Source organism: Pseudomonas sp. PVC-3-1 (assembly GCF_057444315.1).
The window spans coordinates 4439161-4462327 of sequence record NZ_CM172023.1; the positions used below are offsets into that span (position 1 = coordinate 4439161).

General features: G+C 65.4%; 17 protein-coding genes. 9 read left to right on the top strand and 8 right to left on the bottom strand.

Annotated elements, in window-relative coordinates; genetic code table 11:
* Window positions 1-34 precede the first annotated feature (34 nt).
* From AC2T4A_RS20555 to AC2T4A_RS20570, 4 genes are all read right to left on the bottom strand, one after another.
* The gene (locus tag AC2T4A_RS20555) at window positions 35-1234 is read right to left on the bottom strand and encodes an MFS transporter (RefSeq protein WP_486741649.1); all 1200 of its coding nucleotides are present in this window, start codon (window positions 1232-1234) and stop codon (window positions 35-37) included.
* A gap of 121 nt (window positions 1235-1355) precedes the next feature.
* The gene (locus AC2T4A_RS20560; protein ID WP_416750649.1) at window positions 1356-2261 is read right to left on the bottom strand and encodes a LysR substrate-binding domain-containing protein; all 906 of its coding nucleotides are present in this window, start codon (window positions 2259-2261) and stop codon (window positions 1356-1358) included.
* A gap of 392 nt (window positions 2262-2653) precedes the next feature.
* Window positions 2654-3277 (bottom strand): hypothetical protein, encoded by a 624-nt coding sequence (locus AC2T4A_RS20565; RefSeq protein WP_478377898.1) that lies wholly within the window; start codon window positions 3275-3277, stop codon window positions 2654-2656.
* A 183-nt stretch (window positions 3278-3460) separates the two neighbouring features.
* Window positions 3461-5458 (bottom strand): TonB-dependent receptor family protein, encoded by a 1998-nt coding sequence (locus AC2T4A_RS20570; RefSeq protein WP_486743707.1) that lies wholly within the window; start codon window positions 5456-5458, stop codon window positions 3461-3463.
* A gap of 339 nt (window positions 5459-5797) precedes the next feature.
* Here AC2T4A_RS20570 and AC2T4A_RS20575 point away from each other — a divergent pair, with 339 nt between their 5' ends.
* The 3 genes from AC2T4A_RS20575 (at window position 5798) to AC2T4A_RS20585 (ending at window position 10078) form a co-directional block, all read left to right on the top strand.
* A complete protein-coding gene (locus AC2T4A_RS20575; RefSeq protein WP_486741650.1) occupies window positions 5798-8239 on the top strand; it encodes a glucose/quinate/shikimate family membrane-bound PQQ-dependent dehydrogenase in 2442 nt (813 codons plus the stop codon).
* A 92-nt stretch (window positions 8240-8331) separates the two neighbouring features.
* Window positions 8332-9597: a carbohydrate porin gene (locus AC2T4A_RS20580; RefSeq protein WP_486741651.1), complete on the top strand. Its 1266-nt coding sequence runs from the start codon at window positions 8332-8334 to the stop codon at window positions 9595-9597.
* Window positions 9598-9745: 148 nt separating this feature from the next.
* The gene (locus AC2T4A_RS20585; RefSeq protein WP_486741652.1) at window positions 9746-10078 is read left to right on the top strand and encodes a DUF1508 domain-containing protein; all 333 of its coding nucleotides are present in this window, start codon (window positions 9746-9748) and stop codon (window positions 10076-10078) included.
* Window positions 10079-10191: 113 nt separating this feature from the next.
* Here the strand turns inward: AC2T4A_RS20585 and AC2T4A_RS20590 are convergent, their stop codons facing one another.
* From AC2T4A_RS20590 to AC2T4A_RS20605, 4 genes are all read right to left on the bottom strand, one after another.
* Entirely contained in the window at window positions 10192-10584 is a 393-nt protein-coding gene (locus tag AC2T4A_RS20590) for a hypothetical protein (RefSeq protein ID WP_416750659.1), read from the bottom strand.
* 80 nt (window positions 10585-10664) lie between these two features.
* Entirely contained in the window at window positions 10665-11867 is a 1203-nt protein-coding gene (locus AC2T4A_RS20595; protein WP_416750661.1) for a porin family protein, read from the bottom strand.
* 313 nt (window positions 11868-12180) lie between these two features.
* Entirely contained in the window at window positions 12181-14475 is a 2295-nt protein-coding gene (gene pqqF, locus AC2T4A_RS20600) for a pyrroloquinoline quinone biosynthesis protein PqqF (protein ID WP_486741653.1), read from the bottom strand.
* Between the two features lie 162 nt (window positions 14476-14637).
* Window positions 14638-15555, bottom strand: coding sequence for a helix-turn-helix transcriptional regulator (locus AC2T4A_RS20605; protein WP_486741654.1), 918 nt, complete (start codon window positions 15553-15555; stop codon window positions 14638-14640).
* A 253-nt stretch (window positions 15556-15808) separates the two neighbouring features.
* Between AC2T4A_RS20605 and AC2T4A_RS20610 the strand changes: the two genes are divergently transcribed.
* From AC2T4A_RS20610 to AC2T4A_RS20635, 6 genes are all read left to right on the top strand, one after another.
* Complete coding sequence (locus tag AC2T4A_RS20610; protein WP_486741655.1) at window positions 15809-17629, top strand: DUF1302 domain-containing protein; 1821 nt, start codon at window positions 15809-15811, stop codon at window positions 17627-17629.
* Between the two features lie 2 nt (window positions 17630-17631).
* A complete protein-coding gene (locus tag AC2T4A_RS20615; RefSeq protein WP_486741656.1) occupies window positions 17632-18978 on the top strand; it encodes a DUF1329 domain-containing protein in 1347 nt (448 codons plus the stop codon).
* Between the two features lie 63 nt (window positions 18979-19041).
* Window positions 19042-20433 (top strand): DUF1254 domain-containing protein, encoded by a 1392-nt coding sequence (locus AC2T4A_RS20620; RefSeq protein WP_486741657.1) that lies wholly within the window; start codon window positions 19042-19044, stop codon window positions 20431-20433.
* Between the two features lie 152 nt (window positions 20434-20585).
* Window positions 20586-21632, top strand: a complete 1047-nt coding sequence (locus AC2T4A_RS20625) for an AraC family transcriptional regulator (RefSeq protein WP_486741658.1) — start codon at window positions 20586-20588, stop codon at window positions 21630-21632.
* Window positions 21633-21691: 59 nt separating this feature from the next.
* Window positions 21692-22219 (top strand): cysteine hydrolase family protein, encoded by a 528-nt coding sequence (locus AC2T4A_RS20630; protein ID WP_486741659.1) that lies wholly within the window; start codon window positions 21692-21694, stop codon window positions 22217-22219.
* A gap of 19 nt (window positions 22220-22238) precedes the next feature.
* Window positions 22239-23159: a LysR family transcriptional regulator gene (locus AC2T4A_RS20635; protein ID WP_416750667.1), complete on the top strand. Its 921-nt coding sequence runs from the start codon at window positions 22239-22241 to the stop codon at window positions 23157-23159.
* Window positions 23160-23167: the final 8 nt, after the last annotated feature.

Consider the following 23167-nt stretch of genomic DNA (forward strand, 5'->3'; position numbering starts at 1 on the left):
ATCGCCCCCGCCTTCGCCTTGCACGCCTGTGCTCTCAGGCGTGGCTCTCGCCGCGGAGCAGGAAGAGCAAGGTGGCGACCGCCGGAACGACGGCCACGCCAATGGCGAACGGCGTCCAGCTGATGGTTTCGTACAGCGGGCTGGCGACCAGCGAACCGAGCGCGCCACCGACGAAGATGCTGGTCATGTACACCGCATTCAGGCGTGCACGGCTATGCGGGTCGAGGGCGTACACCTCGCGCTGGCCGAGCACCATGTTCAGCTGCACGGCGAAATCCAGCAGCACAGCACAGACCACGAGCCAGAAGAATCCGGCACCGGGCAGCGCCCCGAGCAACAAGGCGAATGGCGCCAGCAGCAACGCCACCAGAGTGCCCTTGAACGTGTGACCTGCATCCGCCAGCCGCCCGGCGATGGGCGCGGCCACGGCGCCCACGGCACCAACCAGGGCAAACAGCGCGACCTGGGTCTGGCTGAAGCCGTGGTGACGAATCAGTTCGATGGGCGCGATGGTCCAGAACGCGCTGAACGCGGCGAACAGCAACCCCTGATAGAGCGCGCGTTCGCGCAGCACGGCGTAGCGCCGGGCCAGCGAGAACACCGAACCGATCAGTTGCAGATAGGTGGCGCTGTGCGCCGGCAGGCGGCGCGGCAGCGCTATCGCCATCACCAGGGCGATCAACAGCATCAGTACCGACGCAGCAAGGAACACCCCGCGCCAGCCGAAGACCTCTGCCACCAGGCTCGACACCGGTCGCGACAGCAGGATGCCCAGCAGCAGGCCGCCCATGATGTTGCCCACCACCCGCCCCCGGGCCTCCTCCGGCGCCAGGTGCGCGGCCAGCGGCACGAGAATCTGCACCGCCACGGAGGTCAGGCCGATCAGCAGGGCGCAGGCCAGCAGCACTGATGGCGCATTCGCCAGCCCGGCGCCGGCCAGGCACAGTGCCACGGCCAGGGTGAAACCGATCACCAGCTTGCGGTTCTCCAGCAAGTCCGCCAACGGCACCAGGAACAGCAGGCCGATGGCGTAGCCGAACTGGGTCAGCGAGACGATCAGGCTGGCGTGCTGGGTGGAGAGGCCGATAGCCGGGGCGATCAGCTCGACGATGGGTTGCGCGTAGTAGAGGTTGGCGACCACGGCGCCACAGCAGAATGCGAGCAGCGCGACCATGGCCGAGGAGAGGGTCGACTGCGCGGGCGCGGTCGTGTGGGTAGTCGAAGCGGAGTTCATGACCAATCCTTGAGCGGGAAAACAGTGGCGCCAGACTAAGCCGGCAACCTTCCGGGCAGAATCGGTCGGGCCGGCAACACAGCGATGCGCAATACGCAACGCTGTCCGCGGACGGGGGGCTTCAGGCCATATCGCTGTTGCTGAATTCCTCGGCGAGGAAGTCGATCAGTGTGCGCACCGACGGCAACAAGCCGCGGCGCGACGGGAAGATCGCATGGACGATGCCGCATTTGGGCGACCAGCCTGGTAGCAACTCCACCACCCTGCCCGCAGCGAGGTCCTCGCGCACCGCCACGCGGGGCACGTGGGCGATACCGACACCGGCCAGCACAGCGTTGCGCAGGGCCAGCAGGTCATCGGTGACCATGCGCGGCTTGTGCGAGATCAGCAGGCGCTCGCCCTCCTCGTTGAACAGCTCCCACTGATACTCCCGCTGCATGCCGCCCCAGTGCAGGCTGGGCAGTTGCGCCAGGCCCATGGGCGAGCTGCCGCCCGCCATGCGCTCGAGCAGCGCCGGGCTGCCCACCAGGCACTGGGTACTGTTGGCCAGCACCTTCATCACCATGTCGGTGTTTTCCAGCGGCGGGAAACGCACCCGCAGGGCGATGTCGAAGCCCTCGTGGAGCAGGTCGATGCGGCGGTTGGTGCTTTCGATGAACAGCTCCACCAGCGGGTACTTGAGCATGTAGCGCGTCAGCATCGGTCCGACCCAGGAGTTGAGCAGCGTCGTCGGACACGCCAGCCGCACCAGTCCGCGCGGCTCGGCGCGGTTGCGTTCAATCACCTCGGAAGCCCCTTCCGCCTCGATGCGCATCGCCACGCAGCGCTGGTAGTACTCCTGGCCGATCTCGGTCAGCGAGCAGTGCCGGCTGGTGCGATGCAGCAGACGCACCCCCAGGCGCTCCTCCAACTGGGCGATGCGCCGGCTGAGCTTGGACTTGGGGATGTCCAACGCACGGCCGGCCGCGGCAAAGCCACCCTGCTCCACCACCTGGGTGAAGTAATAGAGGGTGTTGAGGTCTTCCATGGATCGTTCTCCGGGTGGAACGCTGGGAAAGCCTCGGATCTTAACGTATCGGCTGCATCGACAGGCCAACTCCGGCGTTTTCCCTCGCCTGGGAGCGAACTTCGTTCGTGATGGGCTCGTCTCGCTCCCTGCTCCTCCGCGGCGGCGGTCACCGCACGTGCCAGCGCTTTGTAGGACCGAGGGGGACGCCTGGTCCTTGCTCGCGAACCGCACGGCACGGCACTGCGCCCATTCGCGAGCAAGCTCGCTCCTACTGGGAACGTGCTGCTCGGGGATCTGCACGAGCGGACGTTATCCGCGAAAGCCCTCCGCGCAGGCAGGTACGTGCAGTTCCGCGGCCACCCCAGTTTCGTCAGTGGCGAACATGAGGCGCGCCTGCAGGACGCTGGGCCTCAGCCTTTGGTTTTCTTCGGCGCGAGGCCCGGTTTGGCGAATTTCACGATCAGCCAGTTCTCGGACTTGCCGTGCTTGACCGTGACCTCGGCCACTCGAATGTTCGCCGGTACGGTCGCCAGCACCTGACGCGCATCCAGGCCGGGCTTGATGTACTTGTCGAGCTGCTCGTAGAGACGGTAGGTGATCATGCCGCTGCGCAGCGCATGGGTCTCGAAGTCGCCGATGGCCTTGGCGTCGGCCTGGGTACGGTTGGGGTTCAGTGTGTGCGCCAGCACGTCGACCACACTCTTGTCGTCGGCGATGGCGACCAGCATGAAGCGCTTGGCCACTTCCTGCAGCACTCGGCGGTACGCGGCGTCGTCATACGCGCTGTACAGCACCGCTTCGACCAGTTTCTGCTTGTCGAAGGTCAGCGCCAGGCGGAAGCGCGTACCGGCGTAGTCCACGTTGCCCTTGCAGCGAGCGGTAACGCCCATGGGCTGCAGGCATTCCTCGAAGCCCTGCGGCTTGCCGAAACCTTTCTGCGCCGCACCGTAGTTGTACTTGCCGAACAGCGGGTCAGCCGCCGAGGCCATGCCCGCCACGCACATCAACAATGCGCCAATTGCCCATCTGCCCATCACACGCATGTCCCGCTCGATTAAAAACTCGCGAGGATAGAGGATTCGGAGCGGTTATGGTGCCCCGCGGGCGATGACCGGCGTTGGCAGTGACCGGTTCGCGAGCAAGCTCGCTCCTACGAAAAGCCCTGCGGAGCTGACCTGTAGGAGCGAGCTTGCTCGCGAACCGCCCTCACCACCGGATCACTCGAACCGGTATTCCACCCCCGCCCCCGCATACCACGAACGCCCCGGCGCCGCCTCGTAGTAGCGCCCGTTGCTGTCGCCGACGATCACCGAGCCGACATACTGGCGGTCCAGCAGATTGTCCAGGCGCACCAGCTGGTGGAAGGTCCAGGGCCCCAGGTGCTGCTCGAACCGAGTGCGCCAGTTGAACACCGCGTAGCTGGGCGCCGGTTTGTCCTCGTTGCTGTCCTCGACATAGACCTTGCTGCGGTATTGGCCTTCGAAGCCCATGCTGATGCCGTCCTGCGGCTTCCACACCAGTTCGCCGAACAGGCTGCTGCCGGGCACGCCGGGCAGGTGGTTGCCCTTCTCGATGGTGCTGCCGCCCTCGACGAAGTCCTCGTCGTAGGTGGCGTCCAGGCGGGTGTAGGCCAGGTTGGCCTGCCAGTGTTCGGACAGGTCGCTCTGCACGCCCAGCTCGAAGCCCCGGCGCAGGGTCTTGCCGGCGTTCTGATAGCTGGTGCGACCGCCGCTGGAACTGGCGACGACGATCTCGTCGTCGGTGCGGATCTCGAAGATCGCTGCATTGACCCGCGTGTTGCCGGCGACCTTGGTCTTCAGGCCAACTTCGTATTGCGTGCTGGTAGCGGGATCAAGACCGAAGTTGAAGCTTTCCGTCAGGCCCGGCGCGTAGGCCATCTCGGCCTGGGTCGGGGTTTCGAAACCCTTTCCGGCGCTGACGTAGCCGTGCAGGTTTGGGGTGAAGGCATACATCACCGAGAGCGACGGGTTGTTCTGTCGGTACGTCTTCGAGCCGCTGGAGTCGCCGTTGCTCAGGTAGTGGTCGTCGACTTCCATCTTCATGCTGCTGTGCCGCAGGCCTGCGTCGAAAGTCCAGTTGCCCAGCGCCCAGCGCGCCTGCACGTAAGGGGCGAGGCTGGTGGCGATGTCGTTCTCGTTGCGCCGCATTTCACCCTTCACACCGAGCTGGTCGCCGCTGAAGTTCTGGAAGCCTTTGCGGTCATCCTCGCTGCGGTCGTAATCCACCCCGGTGGTGACGGTCAGCTCACCCGGCACGCCGTGCACCGGCTGGATCCAGCGCAGGGTGCCACCGTGAAATTCACGGTCGAAGTCCACCACGCCACCGCCGCGCTGGGAGTTGGAGGCCACCGTCCTGGGGATCGACAGGTACTGCACCACGCTGCGCTGGCCGGCGTAGAGGTTGAACTGCAAGGTCGCATCGCCGAAGTAGCGCTCGTAGTTCATGCCCAATTGCTGGTGGTCGATGCTCTTGCGCGTATTGTAGGTCTCGGCGACGGAGGCCACGGAGCGCGGGTCATGCTGGTAGGCGTCCCAGGTCTGGCCGAGCGGGTCCTGCGTGCCATTCTGCTCCAGGCTGCTGTAGATCAGCGCCAGGCGGCTGTCTTCGTCGGGCTTGAAGTTGAGCTTGGCGAAGGTCTGGTCGCGGCGCGCGGCGCTGTGGTCGCGGTAGCCGTCGGTGTCCATGCGCGAGGCGTCGAGCAGGAAGCCTGCCTGGTCGGTGCCGCCCTCGGCATAGAGGTGGTTCTTGTTGAAGCCGTCGCTGCCGAAGGTAGTTTCCGCGCCGACCTTCGGCGGGCCGTAGCCGTCGCGGGAGAACATCTGGATCACCCCGCCGCTGTTGCTCCCGTAAAGCGTCGAGGCCGGGCCGCGCAGCACTTCGATGCGGTCTGCGACGTCGAGGTTCAGCGTGGCTGCCTGGCCCTGGCCGTCCGGTGTGCTGGCCGGTATGCCGTCACTGAGCAGCTTCAGCCCACGAATGCCGAAGGCCGAGCGCGCGCCGTAGCCACGGGAGGATATCTGCAGGTCCTGGGCATAGTTCTGGCGGTTCTGCACCACCAGGCCGGGTACGCGCTGCAGTACTTCCGAAGCATTGACGCCGAGTTGGCCATCGCTGAGCTGCGGTTGCTGCACGGTGTCGATGGAGAACGGCAGGTCGAAGCTCGACACCGGCGCATAGGCGCCCGTCACCACCATGGGCGCAAGCAGCGCCTCACTGTCTGTTTCCGTGGCTTCAGCACGAGCCAGTTGGCCGTGGGCGACACCGCAGATCAGCAACGGCAGCAATTTGAATTGGGCAGGTACGACAGAGCGATTGGCAGGCACGGCGACTAGGATTCTTCTGTAGGACCGAGCAGCGATGCTGCCAGTCTCGGCAGCCGCTGCACAGGGCTTTCGTGGGTCGGAATATTGCAGGTGATCGAGCATGCAAAAGCTATTTCATTCGTCTGCTTTTGCATCTTCGACGATTGTACTATCTAGTTAATTAGCATGCTAAGCGTATAATCACCGAATTCCACAGCGAGAACCCTCTGTATGAAATCGGTACAGCGCACCTCCGGCGCGAGCACTTTCATCCTCACCGGCCTGGGCGTGATCATCGCCCTCCTCGGCCTTGCCCTGGCCGCCGGCGGCATCCGCCTGGTCAGCCTTGGCGGCTCCTGGTATTTCCTCATCGGCGGCCTTGCGATGGCCGTTTCCGGCCTGCTGATCGCGCTGCGAAAGCCCGCCGGCGCCTGGCTGTTTGCCGTCTTCCTGGTCGCTACGGCGATCTGGGCCGTGGCCGACACCGGCCTGGTGTTCTGGCCGCTGTTCTCGCGGCTGTTCATGTTCAGCGCCATCGGCGTGGTCGTCGCGATGGTCTATCCGCTGCTGGCGCGCTCCGCCGGGCGCGAGGCTGGCCGCGGTGCGTACGGCATCGCCGGCGTACTGGCGGTGCTGGTGGCGATTGCCGCCGGCAACATGTTCGTCGCCCACCCCAGTGTTGCCCCCACCGGCAGCGGTCCCGGGCTGACGCCCGTTGACCCGGCCCATGCGCAGAAGGACTGGGCCCACTACGGCAACACCGAAGGCGGCAGCCGCTTCGCCGCGCTGGACCAGATCAACCGCAGCAACGTCGACAAGCTCAAGGTGGCCTGGACCTATCACACCGGCGACGTCGCGATCAGCGACGGCAACGGCGCGGAAGACCAGCTGACACCGTTGCAGGTCGGCGACAAGGTGTTCATCTGCACCCCGCACAACAACCTGATCGCTCTCGACGCGGACACCGGCAAGGAGTTGTGGAAGAACGCGATCAACGCCCAGTCCAAGGTCTGGCAGCGCTGCCGTGGCATGGCCTATTTCGATGCCACCCAAGAACTCGCCCAGCCGACCCAACCCAACAGCTCGCAGGTCATCGCCGCCAGCGTGCCGGCCGGCGCCAACTGCCAGCGTCGCCTGCTGACCAACACCATCGACGCGCGCCTGATCGCCGTCGACGCCGACACCGGCGAGTTCTGCCAGGGCTTCGGCAACAATGGCCAAGTGGACCTGAAGGCGGGGCTCGGTGATGTGCCCGATTCCTACTACCAGCTCTCCTCCGCCCCGCTCATGGCCGGCACCACCGTGGTGGTGGGCGGCCGTGTCGCGGACAACGTCCAGACCGACATGCCCGGCGGCGTGATCCGTGGTTTCGACGTGATCACTGGCGCCATGCGCTGGGCGTTCGACCCAGGCAACCCGGAAGACAAGCAGGCCCCGGCGGACGGCAAGACCTACGTGCGCAGCACGCCCAACAGCTGGGCGCCGATGTCCTACGACCCGGCGATGAACACGGTCTTCCTGCCCATGGGCAGCTCCTCCACCGACATCTATGGTGTGGAGCGCACCAAGCTCGACCACACCTATGGCGCTTCCGTCCTCGCACTGGACGCCACCACCGGTGCGCAGAAGTGGGTCTACCAGACCGTGCACAACGACCTCTGGGACTTCGACCTGCCGATGCAGCCGAGCCTGGTGGACTTCCCCATGGCCGACGGCAAGAGCGTGCCCGCCGTGGTGATCGGCACCAAGGCCGGGCAGATCTACGTGCTCGACCGCGCCACCGGCAAACCGCTCACCGAGGTGCAGGATGTACCGGTCAAGCCGGGCAACATCCCCAATGAGCCCTATTCGCCGACCCAGCCGAAATCCGTCGGCATGCCGCAGATTGGCGCGCAGACCCTCACCGAGTCGGACATGTGGGGCGCCACGCCCTATGACCAACTGCTGTGCCGTATCGACTTCAAGAAGATGCGCTACGACGGCCTGTACACCGCGCCGGGCACCGACCTTTCGCTGAGTTTCCCAGGCTCCCTGGGCGGCATGAACTGGGGCAGCCTCTCCACCGACCCGGTGCACGGCTTCATCTTCGTCAACGACATGCGCCTGGGCCTGTGGATCCAGATGATCCCCTCGGCCAACAAGGGCGCGGCAGCAGGCGGCGGCGAAGCACTGAACACCGGCATGGGCGCCGTACCGCTCAAGGGCACGCCCTACGCGGTGAACAAGAACCGCTTCCTCTCGGTGGCCGGCATTCCCTGCCAGGCGCCGCCGTTCGGCACACTTACCGCCATCGACATGAAGACCCGCCAGGTCGCCTGGCAGGTACCGGTGGGCACCGTGGAAGACACCGGCCCGCTGGGCATCCGCATGCACCTGCCGATCCCCATCGGCCTGCCGACCCTCGGCGGCACCCTGTCCACCCAGGGCGGCCTGGTGTTCATCGCCGGCACCCAGGACTTCTACCTGCGCGCCTACGACAGCGGTAACGGCGAGGAAATCTGGAAGGCCCGCCTGCCCGTCGGCAGCCAGGGCGGCCCGATGACCTACGTGTCACCGAAGACCGGCAGGCAGTTCATCGTCATCACCGCCGGCGGCGCACGCCAGTCCACCGACCGCGGCGACTACGTGATGGCCTACGCACTGCCTGACAACGCAAAAGCCGCCGGCCAGTAACGATCCCATCGCGCCCGCCCCGCGCGGGCGCCTCCTTCCGGCGCGGCACTACCACCGCGCCTTTTTTTATTCGCTTCACGTTCAGGATTCCCATGCGCAACTCCCTCCGCATCACGCCCGGTCTTCTGCTGTGCGTCGCGTCCCTGCCTGTGCTGGCCGAAGAAGGCCTGCTTGAACGATCCACCATGACCGGCGACTGGGGCGGCCTGCGCCACGAACTGGAAGACCGCGGCGTCAAGTTCACCGGCGACTACAGCGGCGAGACCGCCTACAACGCCCACGGCGGCCTGCACCGCTCGGCGCGTTATTCGCAGAACATCAAGCTGGGCGTGCAGTTCGACCTGTCGAAACTCTATGGCCTGGACAACGGTGGCAAGGTCCAGCTGACGGTCAATGATCGCCGCGGCAACAGCGCCTCGGAAGACCTGGTGGGCAACCGTCTGCCGATCCAGGAAAACTACGGCGGCCTCTACACTCGCCTGACCGAGCTGAGCTACGAGCGCGACCTGAGCCAGGCAGTGAATCTCAAGCTCGGCTACATGGCCATGGGCAACGACGTCGGCGGGCTGGACAGCGGTATCCTCTGCAATTTCATGAACGCCGGTTTCTGCGGCCACCCGCTGAACATGTCCGGCGGCAGCGGCTGGACCAACTACCCCAACGCGCACCTGGGCGCGCGGGTGAAATACAGCTTCGCGCCGGACTGGCAGCTGCGCATCGCCGCCTTCAATGTCGACCCGGAAAGCAACGGCAACTCCAGCCGCGCCTGGCACCTCACGCCCAAGCACAGCACCGGCACCGTGGTGCCCATCGAGCTGATCTACAAGCCCCAGGGCGAGCTGCCCGGCGAGTACAAACTGGGCTGGTACTACGACAGCTCCGACGCGCAGCGCATCGGCAGCGACAAGGAAGTATCCGGCCGCAGCGGCCACTATCTGCTGGTGGACCAGGCCGTGTGGAACGACCCGGCCTCCAAGGGGCGCAGCCTGCACGTCTTCGGCCAGGCCTCGGCTGCCAGTAGCGCCGCCTCGCCTTTCACCAAGTGGTATGGCGCTGGCGTGGTGCTCTACAAACCCTTCGAAGGCCGCCCGAAGGACAGCCTGGCGTTGGGTTACGGCCGCGCCGTGCCCAACCCGCGCAGCCGCGAAGTGCAGGAAAGCAACGCCCTTGCCAACGGCCAGGACTACCCGAACCTGGACAGCGGCGAACAGTTGATCGAGCTGAGCTACGGCTATCAGGCCACGCCCTGGCTGACCCTGCGCCCGGACCTGCAGTACGTCATCGAGCCTGGAGCCTTCTCCGGCCAGGACATCGACAACGCCCTGCTGCTGGGCCTGCAAGTCAAAGCGACCTTCTGAGACAGGCCGGCCTTGAGACAAATTGATACAGTAACCTTATGATTCATAGGACTTTTCTTATACAAACAAAGCGCCCGCACTCCTAAACTGGCCTGTCACCCTGCGGGAACACCCGCAGGACGTTGACACCGGTTATATGGAGCTACACATGCCCGGTTGGTATGAAATCAAGGAACTCAGCAGCGGCAACCGTCGCGTTCTGCTCAAGAACACTGCCCACGGTACTCTGCTGGAAACTCTGGCCTACCCGACACAGGAGGCAGCCGAGCAGGCCATCAACAGCCTCCGCAGCACCTGTGCGGCCGTCGAGCGCTACAAGCGCCAGATGTCCCCCGGCGGCAAGAATTTCTTCGTGATCCGCGATAACACCGGTGCAGAACTGCTGACCAGCAAGCTGTACGACTCCGAGGCCGCACGCGAACAGGCAATCGCAACGATCGCCCAGGCCGGCCTCAGCACCGAGCTGCGTTCGCACGCTTGAGTGAAGAGTGACTGAAAGAGCCCCGCGCAATGCGGGGCTTTTTTGTGGGGCGCAGAAAGGCCGGGGCACTGCAGCTGGCACCGCACTCGCGCAAGCGATGCGGCAGCAACGCCTCAAGCCATCGGCCAGAACATCAGCGTCAGGATGAACATCCCAGCATAGAACCCCGTCTCCAGCGTCTCCGTCCACGGCTGGATGCGTCGCAGCGCGCCGTAGATGTGGACCACGACCATGAGCGCCGCCACCGCCGCGAGCACCTCGAAGGTGGTCACCAGCGCCTCTGCGGTGAGTGCCGCGCGCAGCATGAGTCCTTCGACGATGAGGATGAACGCCCCCAGGCAGCGGCCGAAATACACCGCAAGATCCGTGTGTTCCGGCAGTTTCCACTGCATCACCCGTGCCCACAGCAACGGCACCAGGAAGATGGGCAAGGCGAACACCAGGGTGGTGGCGATGGACAGAACCAACAGGTATGTCTGCGCGTGCGCGCTCCACAATCCGATCATGACGAGCCTTCCTTGAGTAAAAAAAAGCGGGCGACACGCTGTGCCGACCCGCCGAGCTGGAGCCAAAGGAGTTTGCGGAGTTACCAGTTGAGGACGGCGCCCACCGCGAAGGTGTCGGTGTCCTCGCTGACGGTGGAGCCCTTGCGGCCGTCGATCTCGTAGACGTTGTATTCGGCCACCAGCTTCAGGTTGTCGTTGATGGTGCGGAAGTAGGCGATGCCCTTGGTGGAATAGTCCGCCGCACTGCCCAGGCCGTTGCCGTCGTCGCGGGTTTCGCCGGTGGACAGGGCCACGCGGTTCTTGCCCCAGCTGTAGGAGCCCTGCAGCAGCACGCCACGGCTGTCCACTTCACGCAGCGCGGCTTCGCCGGCGTTGTTGGTGAAGAACGGGTTGATGCCCTTGGCGGTGAAGCCCGAGCCAGTCAGCGAGAGGCCGCCCATCTTTGCCTGGATGCCGTAGCCCAGGCCCTTGGAGGTCACGCTGTCGACCTCGTCATTGGTGTTCTTCGACGTCTGGTAGGCGCCGTTGACCCAGCTGTAGATCTGCGCGCCACCCACATCGAACTGGTAGCTGATCTCGCTCTCGTAGCGCGGGTTGTCCTGGTAGGCCTTGTCGTCGAGGCCGTCGCTGGCATCCTTGTCGATCTGGTTGGTGTCGATCGGGTCCATGATGCCGACTGCCACGCGCAGGCCATCCACCAGGTTGTTGTTGCGGTAGGTGATCTGCGAGGTCGGGAAGGGGTACGGGTAGCCGGTGCCGATGTTGCCGAAGGACACGCCCTTGCCGTCCACCAGGCCAAGGGTGTCGCTGGCGTTGCCGAAGCCGGCGAGCAGTTCGTCGAGGAAGATGTTGGAGCGCGAGAACAGGCCGAAGTCCTTGCCGATCAGCACTTCGCCCCAATCGCCGGCGACGTTGCCGTAGAACTGGCGGACGTCGATGGCGGTATCGGTGCCGTCCTGTTCGCTGTCGTTGATGGTCACCCAGAACGAGGAGCGCCCGGTGAGGGTCAGGTCGTCGATCTTCTTGCCGAAATTGAAGCCGATGTAGTTGGGCAGGAAGCCCATCTTCACCCGCGACTGGCGCCGGTCGTAGGTATCGCCGTTGCGGTCGACGTCGCTGTTCACATAGAAGGCGTTGAAGTAGCCGTCGGTGGAAAAGGTCGTGTCGTCCTTGTCGTACAGCAGGATGTCGGCACGTACTCCGCTCGACAGTGAGGACATGGCCAGGGTGGCCAGGGCCAGCGGCAGCAGCTGGTGGCGGACGGCGATCTTGTTCTTGTTCATGGCGCTCTCCGGGTGGGGGTCGACTGTGGGTCAGTCGTGTCGGAGGCGATTATCGAAACGCTCGATGCCGCGCCATACGCTGCTTTGGCGCAGGTTCCATGGGCCTTGCGGGTGTCTCGCGGGAGTGCTGCGCAAGGCTCTGCGACTGCCGGCACTTAGGGCGCGCCGCGATGGTCGCGGGTGATCGCGACCGCCGGCCCACTACTGCGGACCGCTACTGAGGACCAGCACCTTGGGCAAGCCGCTGGGCGTAAGGCAAAAGTCGCCCGGGGCACCATCTTGCGGACGGCACCCTCGGTCGAAAGTACGAGGCTCAGGCGTGGCTGAGCAGCAGCCAGTGACCGCCCTGGGCGGAGGTCAGCGCCGAATGCGCAGCACGAAGCTCGGAGGCGCAGAGGCTCTCCAGAGCCTCGGCCATGAGCGCCCGGTGAGACGGCGCGACGCCGGCCAACTGGTCGCTCCAGGCCTGCTGCAAGCGCTCGGCGAAGTCGCCCGGCGTGCGCGCCAGTTCGGCAGCCAATGGAGCACGCAGACTGTCAACGCGCTGCGGGTCCATGCGCTGCAGGGCCTCACCCTGACGGAAGAGAAAGCTGTCCACCTCTGCCTGCAATTCCACCGCCGACAGTAGCGGCGACTGCACGGCGAAAAGGATGCCACGCCGCATACCCACCTGACGGAATCCGCAGTAAAGCGCGTAGGCCAGTTGCCGCTCGCCGCGCAGCCAATGGAAGAAGGCCGGCTCCAGTACGCGGGCCAGCAGGCGCCAGGCGGCTTCGTCGGCCGCCGAACGGGATGCCAACGGGCAGAACAGCAGCAGCGCGGCCTCACCCGGCATCTCCAGCACCTGGCGATGACGGCCGGGCGGACCATTGCGTGGCGGCAACGCGCTGGTGGTCGAGTAGCCAGCCAGGGTGTCCGGCAGTTCAATACCCAGGGCCAGGGCATCCCAATGAGCCGCCGACCAGTCCGGCAACGCGTCGCTTTCTCCCGCCAGCATCGATGGCAGCAGGTCGAGCAACTGGCGGATAGGCATTTCCCCTTCACGACGCCGGCGCTCAGTTGCCAGTAGCCGAGCGCCCTGCCCCAATACCCTGGCGGAGGGCTTCTGCAGGGCTTCAATCGCCGATTCCGCCAACTCCGCGAGATGGTTCTTCGCACCGGACAGCAGCAGCGCCCAGTCGCTTTCCATGGCCTCCAGACGCAGCGTGACGCCTTCGTGCCGCGCTGCCCCAGCCAGCGGGCGCAGGGCCTGCCGCGCTGCAAGAAAGGCTTGCCGACCCGGCGCCTGCGCAAAGCGCCAGCGCAGGTGCAGAGCCGCAGGCTCCACACCCGCGAGGTGCTGCGTCGGGGCGAAGGACCACGGCTCACCACGCAAGGGTTCAACAGTACGCTGCGGGCTACGTGCAACGTCCAGGGTGAAGCCGGCCGACGTCAGTGACTCGCCGATCACTGACTCGCAGGCAAGCAGGCGGATCACGCGGGGGGCCACCAACTGATCCAGCCATGCCGATGACCCGGCGCTACTCGCGCAACGTTGCAGTTGCTCCAGCACTCCCGTTGACTCATCGGCGGGAGCGGCGGCGAGAAGCTCCGCCGGCAGCTTGCGCAAGGCCTCCAGCCAGGCGAAGAAAGCTGCCTCAACAAGGTCGGCGGCGGAGGCTTCGGCCAGCTCGAAATCGAAACGCAGTAACGCCTGGCCATTGGCGAAACGGCTCAGCCGTGCACGGGCGCTGTCGCCCAGGCCGTTCTGCCCCAGACAGGCCAACAGCGAGCCGGGCGCCTCGTCGGCCAGCCAGCCTTGCAGTTGCCGCAGCAGCACGCCGCCCTCGCCCGCCATACCGTCCAGGGCAAACGCCAGGACCAGTCGCGGCGCACCGGGCAAACGAAGCTTGAGTTCCTGGCCGCTCAGCGGCAGGAGGGACTCGACGCTGGAGGGATCAACCAGCCCGCCCGACGGGAATACACCCGCCTCGCGCCGGGCCAGGGTTTCCAGTTCCTCCAGCGATTGCGGCCCCTGCAGCCAAAGCTCCAGCCCCCGGCCAGCCTGAGAGGCGCGGATGAAATCACGCAGGGCCTTCTGGAACCCGACGCTTTCCACCTTCAGGCTGTCGCGTCGGCCGGCCACGAAGCGCCCCAATGGATGCCCCGGCGCCACGGCCAGCGCCAGGGCAGCGTCGATCAGGGTATCGGGGTCGCGGCCACGGGCAAGATACTCCGCTTCCAGCACCTCGCGTTCGGCGACCTGCACGGCTTCATCCAGAACCGGCCGCGCGAGCATATCCACCAGCCGCGCCAATCCATCCCCCAGTGCCATGTCGGGCACTTCGAAGAAGTAGTCGGTGTGCCGCGCACGGGTACTGGCGTTGACCCGCCCGCCTCGGGCCTGTACCCACGGCATCAGGCGCTCGCCCTCGACGAAGCGTTCGCCACAGAGGAACAACAGGTGCTCAATGAAATGCGCGAGGCCGGGGAAGTCTTGTGGCTCGTCATGGCTGCCGCGAGCGATGCGCAGCAGCGCACCGGCGCGGCTGGCACCGGGAGCGTGGATGAGCGTGGCGCGCAGGCCGTTGGCGAGGGTCAGGCAGCGCGAGTGATCGCTTGAGGACATCGGCGAGGTGCCTTGAGAAGGATGCTGCAAAGATGACACCTCACCGGAAGAGTGCGAATGCTGCGTTGGTCTATCACGCCCCGCAGCGAGGAACATCACTTTGGATAATGCGCCAACCGGGTCGCCCATGGCGACAATCACGCGACACGCTGGTCAAGCCAGCTACACCCGATAGGCCCCCGGCGTCGTACCGTACCAGCGGCGAAATGCCCGGATGAAGCTGGACTGCTCGTCGAAGCCGAGCCGGTCGGCGATCTGCCCGATGCTGCGGTCTGTCTGCAACAGAAGGTCCTGCGCCAGTAACCGTCGGTGCTCTTCGACGAGTGCGGTAAAGCTCCAGCCCTCACGCTGCAGTGCCCGATGCAGGGTGCGCGAGGTCAGATGCAAGCGCAGCGCAACCGCCTCCTGCGTTGGATTGTCCGCCAGGCCGTGCAGGATCTCCGCGCAGGCGCGCTCCAGCTCCAACCCCGTCCCGGTTTGCTCCGCGTACTCGATCAGCGACTGTTCCAGCGCTTCTCGGATGGCCTTGCTGCCTTCGCCACGGGGCGTTTCAAGGGCCGCCAGGTCAAGGACCATTTCATCCACTGGCGCGGAAAAGGTCAGCGGCGCCCGCACCATGCGGTGCCAGGCGTCGGGATCCACCGGTGCCGGGCGACGCAGGCGCACTTCACGCACAGGTGACGACAAGCCCGGCGCGCTGCGCAGGTGCCACAGTTGCCGGCTCATCCAGTAATCAACCTCACACGAGGCTGGGTAGTAGTCGCGATACGGCCGCAGGACGATGCGCACGCGATCGCCCTCCACTTCCAGGCGCTGGTCGATATGCGCCGCGACCAGGGGCCAGAAGTACAGCAGTTGCTGCAGAGCGCTGAATCGGTCTGGCATCAATTGCATCAGGTAGGCCAGCCCCTGCAACTGCACGGGATCCGGCTGACGCGCAAGCTCCAGGCCGATTGCCGGGTCACCGCTTTGCTCTTGCGCCACCTCCCAGAAGCGCCGCGCCAGGAACAGCGGAACACGCAGGTTGCCGGCACGCAGCGCTGCCGGGTTTATGCCCCAGGCTGCGATGAAACGCGCCATGTCCAGGCCCTTCTGCTCCAGGCCCTGTACCCACGACAGAGTGATGGAGCCGCATAACGCGCCTCTATATCGATGTCCGGGAAAACTATTTGTCCCGTCGCGACTATCTGCCTGCACTGCCCTGCTCCCATCGTGCCCGACAGGCCGCGGTGATTCCGCGGCCAGGACCGGAATGTAGTGGCCAGCCATCGCCTGCGGCAACTGCATTACGTCCCCGACCTGCCAACTACAACAACTACAGGTACGTCTCAGCATGAACCACCTTCTCCTTCCCCGGGGGATTGCGCGCCCCAGCCTGCTCGCGCTCTGCGTTGCCGCCGGCAGTATCCCGCCGGCCCAGGCCGCCACCTGGCAGCTCAACGACGACTGGAGCGCAACCACCAACACAACGCTCAGCCTGGGCACCAGTTGGGCGCTGGAAAACACCGACAAGCACCTGCTGACTGCCGCCGATGCGCGCAGCATCGGCCGCGAGGGCAGCGGCATCAACTACAACGGCGACGACGGCAAGCTCAACTATCGCCGGAACGACACGATCTCGACCCTGTTCAAGGGCCTGACCGACCTGGACGTGCAAGATGGTTCCCAGGGCGTGTTCCTGCGCTTCAAATACTGGTACGACCAGGCGATGGAGGACGGCAACGGCGACTTCCAGAGATTCGACGACTCAGGCTGGCAGGACCTTGCCAGGTTCAAAGGCTTCGAGAACCTGGACGCCTATGTATGGAAGGACTTCCAGGTCGCCGACCGCAAGCTCGGGGTGAAGGTGGGCAAGCAGGTGCTCAGCTGGGGCGAGGCGCTGTTCCTGCAGAACGGCATCAACGCCATCAACCCGCTGGACGTCTCGGCGTTCAACCGCCCGGGCGTGGAGATCAAGGAAGGCCAGCTGCCGGTGGAGATGGTCAGCTTCAACTATGACCTGGCCGACTCCCTGAGCCTGGAAGGGTTCTGGCAATACAACTTCCGCCCCTCGGTGCTCGACGGTTGCGGCACATTCTTCAGCGCCAACGACAATATCGCCGAAGGCTGCCAGGTGGACTACATGGTTTCCGGCGGCACCGGCACCACCGCGCAGGCGTTGGCCCAGGGGCGCTACCTGCAACGCAGCGCTACCGACTACCCCAGCGACACCGGCCAGTACGGCCTGGCCATGCACTACGTGATCGAGGCGCTGAACGACGCCGACCTGGGCGTCTACTACGCCAACTACCACAGTCGCACACCGTTGATTAACGGAGTGATCGCACGTACCGGGCCTGTCTCGGCGACCCGCACCAATCTCAATAGCGGCGACTACTTCACCGTCTACCCCGAGGACATCCACCTGTTCGGCCTGAGCATGAGCGGCGTGGTCGGCACCACAGCACTGTTCGGCGAACTGAGCTACCGCCCGAACATGCCGCTGGGCTACAACCCGGCAGACGTGGTGGCTTTGCTTTCCGGGCAGACCAACACACCGATCCAGCCCATGACGCCCGCCGAACTGGCCGGCGCCCGCGGAGACGAAGTTCAGGGTTACGTGCGGCTGCCAGTCTGGCAGTTCAGCCTTGGCGCCACGGACACGGTGAACAACGTGCTGGGAGCCACTCGCCTTGCCTGGGCCGGCGAAGCCGGGGCGAACCTGATCCAGGGTATCGGCGATGACCGCCTGGGGCGCGCCGGCTCGTTCGGCCGTACGCCGCCCACCAATGGCGCGCTGTGCAGCGCCGCCTCCGCCGCCGGTACACCCGGAGGTGTGACGAGCGCGCAACTGGTCGACTACAACGCCGACAACTGCAACACCGACGGTTTGATGGATCACTTCTCCTGGGGCTACCGCCTGCGCCTGGCGCTCAACTACGAGGACCTGCTGCCGGCGACGGTGGTCACTCCATCGGTGAACTGGCGCCACGATGTCCAGGGCTATGGCCCGAACTTCCAGGAAGGCCAGCAGGCCGCCAGCCTCGCCCTGACCTTCGACTACCGCAACAACTACTCGCTGGAGCTGGCCTACAACAGCTTCTTCGGCTCCAACGAGTTCTCCACCGTCGATGACCGCGACTTCGCCTCCGTCACCCTGAAAGCGAGCTTCTGACCATGAACCTCATTCTTCGCAAACTTCCACTGGCGGTTGCGCTGCTGGCTGCCTGCAGCATGGCGCAGGCCAAGCAGACCGACCCTGAGCAACTGGACAGCACACTCACACCACTGGGCGCCGAGCGCGGCGGCAATGCCGACGGCAGCATTCCCGCCTGGACCGGCGGGCTCAAGGCAGGCGCCGCGGCTATCGGTGCCGACGGCGACTATGCCGATCCTTACGCCGGCGAACAGCCCCTCTACACCGTCAGCAAGGCCAACCTGGCGCAATACAAGGACGTGCTCAGCGCCGGCCAGCAAGCGATGTTCGCCCGCTATCCGGATTACCGCATGCGCGTCTTTCCCAGCCATCGCAGTGCGGTGATTCCCCAGGCCTACCAGGACGAATCGCGCAAGAACCTCACCCAGGTGAACCTGGCCGACAACGGCAATGGCGTGACCGGCTACCACTTCGGCGTACCGTTCCCGCAGCCCACCGAGGCGCTGGAGGTACTGTGGAACCACCTGACGCGCTACCGCGGCGGCTCGATCCTGCGCGATTTCTCCTCCGCCACCGTGCAAGCCAAGGGCGATTACACCCTGGTCACCTACCGCCAGTTGGTCGGCTTCCGCGAGAAAATCAGCGACCTCGACCCTGAGGCCAACCTGCTCTACTACACCCGCGTGCAGACCAACAGCCCGTCGCGCTATGCCGGTGAAGTGACGCTGGTGCAGGAGCCGATCAACCAGGTCTCTACGCCTCGCGCGGCCTGGCAGTACATCCCCGGCCAGCGGCGCGTGCGTCGTGCTCCAACGGTCGCCTACGACAACAGCGCACGCTACAGCTTCGGCCAGGTGGTCTCCGACAGCGTGGACGGTTTCAACGGCGCGCCGGACCGCTATGACTGGAAGCTGATCGGCAAGCGCGACCTACTGGTCGGCTACAACGCCTTCGCCCTGGCCAGCAAGAAGGTCAGCTACGACGAGCTGCTCAAGCCCGGCTACCTCAACCCCGACTTCAACCGCTACGAGAAGCACCGTGTCTGGGTCATCGAAGCCACGCTCAAGCCCGGCGCGCGCCATGTCTACGGCAAGCGGCGCTTCTACCTCGACGAGGACACCTGGCAGATCATGGCCAGCGACATCTACGACAACCGTGGCGAGCTGTGGCGCAACTACGAGTCGTTCCTGACCCAGTACCACGACCTGCAGTTGCCGATGACCGCCGTGGAAACCACCTACGACCTGATCTCTGGTCTGTACGCGGTGAACTACCTGACCAATGGCATCGACCACCGCGCCGAGTTCGGCAAACCCGTGAAGGAAGCTGAGTTCACCCCCGCCGAACTCAAGCGTCTGGGCAAGTAACTGCCTCGCAGGGCCGCGCTTCGCGGCGCCTGCCTTCCCCACTATTTCCAGGATAGATCGCACATGCCACTTTCCACCCGAACCCGTTGGGGCCTGGGCCTGACCGGCGCCGCCCTGCTCGCTGGCGCATCCGCCGGCTACAGCCTGTACCAGCAGGCCCGTGCCACCGCCGAAGCCTATGCGTTCGGCTATCCGCTGGTGATCATGGAGCTGACCAAGCAGTACCAGCTTGGCCGTGGCGAGACAGCGGTGAACCAGCTCAATCACCGCACGCGCTTCCCCGATTACCGCTTCAACAGCGTCGTCGCACCGAACGTCGACACGCTCTACTCGCTGGCACACCTGGATCTGCGTGCCGAGCCGGTGGTGCTGAGCATCCCGGACTCTGCCGGGCACTACTACATGATGCCGATCCTCGATGCCTGGACCAATGTGGTGGCCAGCCCCGGCACTCGCACCCTCGGCGATTCGCCCCAGCGCTACCTGATCGCCGGGCCCGCCTGGCAAGGCACCTTGCCCGACGGCATGCAACTGGTCCGCCTGCCGACCCAGATGGGCTGGATCATTGGTCGCTTCAAGAGCAGCGGCCCGCGGGATTATGCCGAAGTCAATGCACAGCAGCGGCGGTTCGGCCTTGAACCGCTCAGCCATTGGCAGAAGTCCGACGCCCCCCCACCGAAAGACCCGGCCATGGCCCGCCTGCCTCGCCTGAGCACCGACCTGCCGCCTGACCAGCAACTGGCACAGTGGACCCAGGCCGAGTTCTTCTCGACGCTCTGCCAATTGCTTCCCACCAACCCGCCCAGTGCCGCCGACGCGCCGCAGATACAGCGTATTCACGACGCCGGACTGCTGAGCGAGGATTGCCAACTGCAGCAATCGGCCTGGCAGCGGCTGGGCAGCCGCATCGGTTTTCGCAAGGTGACCGACCTGATGGCGCACGCCGACGAGCTGCGTGACAAGATGCCCGGCATCAATGGCTGGAAGGTCAGCTACGATCTGGGCGATTACGCTGACCGCTATGCCCAGCGCGCACTGGTGGCGAAGATCGGCCTGGGAGCCAATACCGCGGACGATGCGGTCTACCCCAACACCCGCGCCGACAAGGACGGCCAGTTGCTCAGTGGCAAGCACCGCTACCTGATCCATTTTGACAAGGCCCAGCTGCCGCCAGTGAAGGGCTTCTGGTCGCTGACCCTGTACAACACGCACCTGCTGCTCGCCGACAACCCGCTGAACCGCTATGCCATCGGCGACCGCGACGACCTGCATTACAACCCGGATGGCTCGCTGGACCTCTACATCCAGCACGAGGCGCCGGACCGCCCGGAGCTGCAGAACAACTGGCTACCCGCACCGGAAAACGAGTTCAGCCTGTTCCTGCGCCTGTACTGGCCGAAACCGCAAGTCCTCAAGCGCGACTGGCGACCGCCGCTGGTACAGCGCCAGTCCTGAGCGGCGGCAACTCGATTTTCATCGGCAACTCCTGACTGCTCCACTTGCGCCCCGGTCCCCGCCGGGGCTTTTTTTTACCATGACCGTTGAAGGTAAAGTCCACGCCCGTCATGCTCGATTTCTGTCGCCAATCGCCGCGCCCCTGGACGTCCATGAGCCGCTCCACTCCTGCCACTGACGCACCCGTCCCCAGTACCCTGGCCACCGTAGTCCGCTGCCTGGCGACGACCCTGCGCGAGCATTACGGCATCGACCCATTGCCGGTGCTGCGGCAGGTGGGGATCGACCCCGAGATCATGGACGACCCCGCCGCAAGGTTGCCGATGACCTCGCTGAGCCCGCTCTGGCTGCGCTGCGTCGAAGTCACCGGGGACGTACATTTCGGCATCCGCGCGGTGCGCTACCACCAGCCCTCGAACCTCTATGGAATGGACCTTGCCCTGTACGCCTGCGCGACCCTGGGCGAAGCCGTGCAGCGTCATGTGCAACTGGTCAATCTGGTAAGCAACGTGGGGCAGCCGAACCTGGTGCAGGACGAGCACGGCGACTGGCGCATGGAGTTCCGGGTCAGGGATGACTACGTACCGACCTTCGTCGCCCGCGACTTCTACTGGCACTTCCACGTACGCATGTTCGAGCGCCTGGCCGGTCGCCAGGCGGCCAGCTTCCTGCGTGGCCTGGAGCTCGCCCGCGCCACGCCACCCGACCTGAGCGCCTGGCAGGAGCTGGGCGTATCGGTGCATTTCGAGCGCCCGGTAAGCGCCATCGTCTTCAGTGGGGCGAGCTGGGATTTGCCCTTGCCCGGCGCCAACCCGCGCCTGCTGGCCCAGGTCGAGCGGCCGATCCTGCAATACCTGGCCCATCACGGCATGCCGCTGCCCCTCAGCGCTCTGCGCGCGCGCATCGCCGAGCAACTGACGCGGCCAACGTCGCCGGAACAGCTCGCACTCTCCCTGGGAATTCCTCCGGGGCAATTGAACAGCACCCTGCAACAGCATGGTCTGAGCTTCGCCCAACTGCTCGACCAGACCCGCGAGGCACAGGTGCTCCTGCTCCTGCGCGATCCTCAGTGGTCAATGCAACAGATCGCCGAGCTGGTCGGTTTCAGCGGCACCAGCAGCCTCATCCGGGCGTTTCATCGTTGGCAGAACATGACCCCATTGGCCTATCGCAACCGGTACCTTGCAGCCCGGCACTAGCTCGCAGAGCGCTCAGACACTACTCTCGCCGTTTCCCACGCTTGCCCAGGAAGTCCGATATGCCCACCGCCCTGCTGATCATCGACGTCCAGTCCGACCTGTGTACCGGCGACTACGCCTGTTTCGACATCGACAACGTGCTGCAGCGCATCAACGCCATGAGCCGCGAAGCGCGTGAGGCCGGCGTGCCGGTGGTGCTGGTGCAGCACGAGGACGATGACCTGCAGTATGGCAGCGCCGGCTGGCAGCTGGAAACGCGCTTGCTCACCGATGGCGCCGACCTCAAGGTACGCAAGACCACCCCGGACTCATTCCTGCGCACCGACCTGGCCGAGCATCTGGACGCGCACGGCATCGATCACCTGGTGATCTGCGGCCTGCAAAGCGACTATTGCGTCGACACCACCACTCGCCGCGCCCTCGCTCAGGGCTATAGCGTGACGCTGGTGGGCGATGCCCATTCCACGGTCGACAATGCCGTGCTCAGCGCCGCGCAGATCAGCGCGCACCACAACGCCGTACTGGGTAGCATCAGCAGCTTCGGCCCGCGCGCGAAGGTCATCCCGGCCGCCGACGTGCACTTCTGAGGCCCGCCAGGAAATCGCCATGAACTTCGACTGGAACGATATCCCGATCCTGCTCGCCCTCGCCCGCCATGGCAGCATGAGTGCCGCCGGCCGCGCGCTGGGCGTCGATCCCTCGACCATGAGCCGGCGCCTGGTGGCGGCGGAGAGCGCGCTGCAGACCCGTCTGTTCATCCGCGATAACTCGGGGTACAAGGCCACCGATGCCGGCGAGGCTTTCCTCAGCCATGCCGAGCGCATCCTCGGCGATGTGCAGAGCATGCTGCTGGAGACCCGCGACGAGGCCAGCGCCATCAGCGGCAGCGTGCGCATCACCGCGGTGGACTTCCTCTTCAGCCACTGGCTGGTGCAGCACATGCCGCAACTGGCGCGCGCCTATCCGAGCCTGCAGCTGCAACTGATTCCGGCGAACCGTTCGCTGTCCTTCACCCGTCGCGAGGCCGACTTCGCGCTACGCCTGGCGCGCCCGGCGGAAGACGCCGCCCTGGTGATGCGCAAGGTTGCCGACATCGGCTTCGCGGTGTACGCCGCGACCTCCTTCTCCCGCGTGCCGGTGGAACTCTGGCCGCAACAGGCCTGGCTCGGCTATGGCGAGGAGCTCGACGATACGCCGGAGATGGCCTGGGTGCGTGGCTTCGCCCCCGATGCCGGCTTCGCCCTGCGGGCCAGTAGCGTGACCACGCTGATCCATGCCTGCCAGAGCGGCCTGGGCATGGCCCTGCTGCCCTGCATTCTCGGCGATCGCGAGGGCCTGGTGCGTCTTTCCGGGCCGGTGGTGGTGCGCGAGATCTGGCTGCTCAGTCACCGCGATGCCGGCCGCATCGGCCGTTTCCAGGCGGTCAGCGATTGGCTGCGCGAGGTGTTCGACCAGGACGCCGCGCAGCTCAGCGGCGAACACCTGGATGCACGCGTGCTGGGGCCGGTGGAGATCAGCCGGGGCTGATTCCCGTG

Coding starts and splice junctions, on each gene's coding strand:
- AC2T4A_RS20555 (WP_486741649.1), bottom strand. CDS start 1,234: ATGAACTCCGCTTCGACTACCCACACGACCGCGCCCGCGCAGTCGACC.
- AC2T4A_RS20560 (WP_416750649.1), bottom strand. CDS start 2,261: ATGGAAGACCTCAACACCCTCTATTACTTCACCCAGGTGGTGGAGCAG.
- AC2T4A_RS20565 (WP_478377898.1), bottom strand. CDS start 3,277: ATGGGCAGATGGGCAATTGGCGCATTGTTGATGTGCGTGGCGGGCATG.
- AC2T4A_RS20570 (WP_486743707.1), bottom strand. CDS start 5,458: ATGGTGGTGACGGGCGCCTATGCGCCGGTGTCGAGCTTCGACCTGCCG.
- AC2T4A_RS20575 (WP_486741650.1), top strand. CDS start 5,798: ATGAAATCGGTACAGCGCACCTCCGGCGCGAGCACTTTCATCCTCACC.
- AC2T4A_RS20580 (WP_486741651.1), top strand. CDS start 8,332: ATGCGCAACTCCCTCCGCATCACGCCCGGTCTTCTGCTGTGCGTCGCG.
- AC2T4A_RS20585 (WP_486741652.1), top strand. CDS start 9,746: ATGCCCGGTTGGTATGAAATCAAGGAACTCAGCAGCGGCAACCGTCGC.
- AC2T4A_RS20590 (WP_416750659.1), bottom strand. CDS start 10,584: ATGATCGGATTGTGGAGCGCGCACGCGCAGACATACCTGTTGGTTCTG.
- AC2T4A_RS20595 (WP_416750661.1), bottom strand. CDS start 11,867: ATGAACAAGAACAAGATCGCCGTCCGCCACCAGCTGCTGCCGCTGGCC.
- pqqF (WP_486741653.1), bottom strand. CDS start 14,475: ATGTCCTCAAGCGATCACTCGCGCTGCCTGACCCTCGCCAACGGCCTG.
- AC2T4A_RS20605 (WP_486741654.1), bottom strand. CDS start 15,555: ATGGCGCGTTTCATCGCAGCCTGGGGCATAAACCCGGCAGCGCTGCGT.
- AC2T4A_RS20610 (WP_486741655.1), top strand. CDS start 15,809: ATGAACCACCTTCTCCTTCCCCGGGGGATTGCGCGCCCCAGCCTGCTC.
- AC2T4A_RS20615 (WP_486741656.1), top strand. CDS start 17,632: ATGAACCTCATTCTTCGCAAACTTCCACTGGCGGTTGCGCTGCTGGCT.
- AC2T4A_RS20620 (WP_486741657.1), top strand. CDS start 19,042: ATGCCACTTTCCACCCGAACCCGTTGGGGCCTGGGCCTGACCGGCGCC.
- AC2T4A_RS20625 (WP_486741658.1), top strand. CDS start 20,586: ATGAGCCGCTCCACTCCTGCCACTGACGCACCCGTCCCCAGTACCCTG.
- AC2T4A_RS20630 (WP_486741659.1), top strand. CDS start 21,692: ATGCCCACCGCCCTGCTGATCATCGACGTCCAGTCCGACCTGTGTACC.
- AC2T4A_RS20635 (WP_416750667.1), top strand. CDS start 22,239: ATGAACTTCGACTGGAACGATATCCCGATCCTGCTCGCCCTCGCCCGC.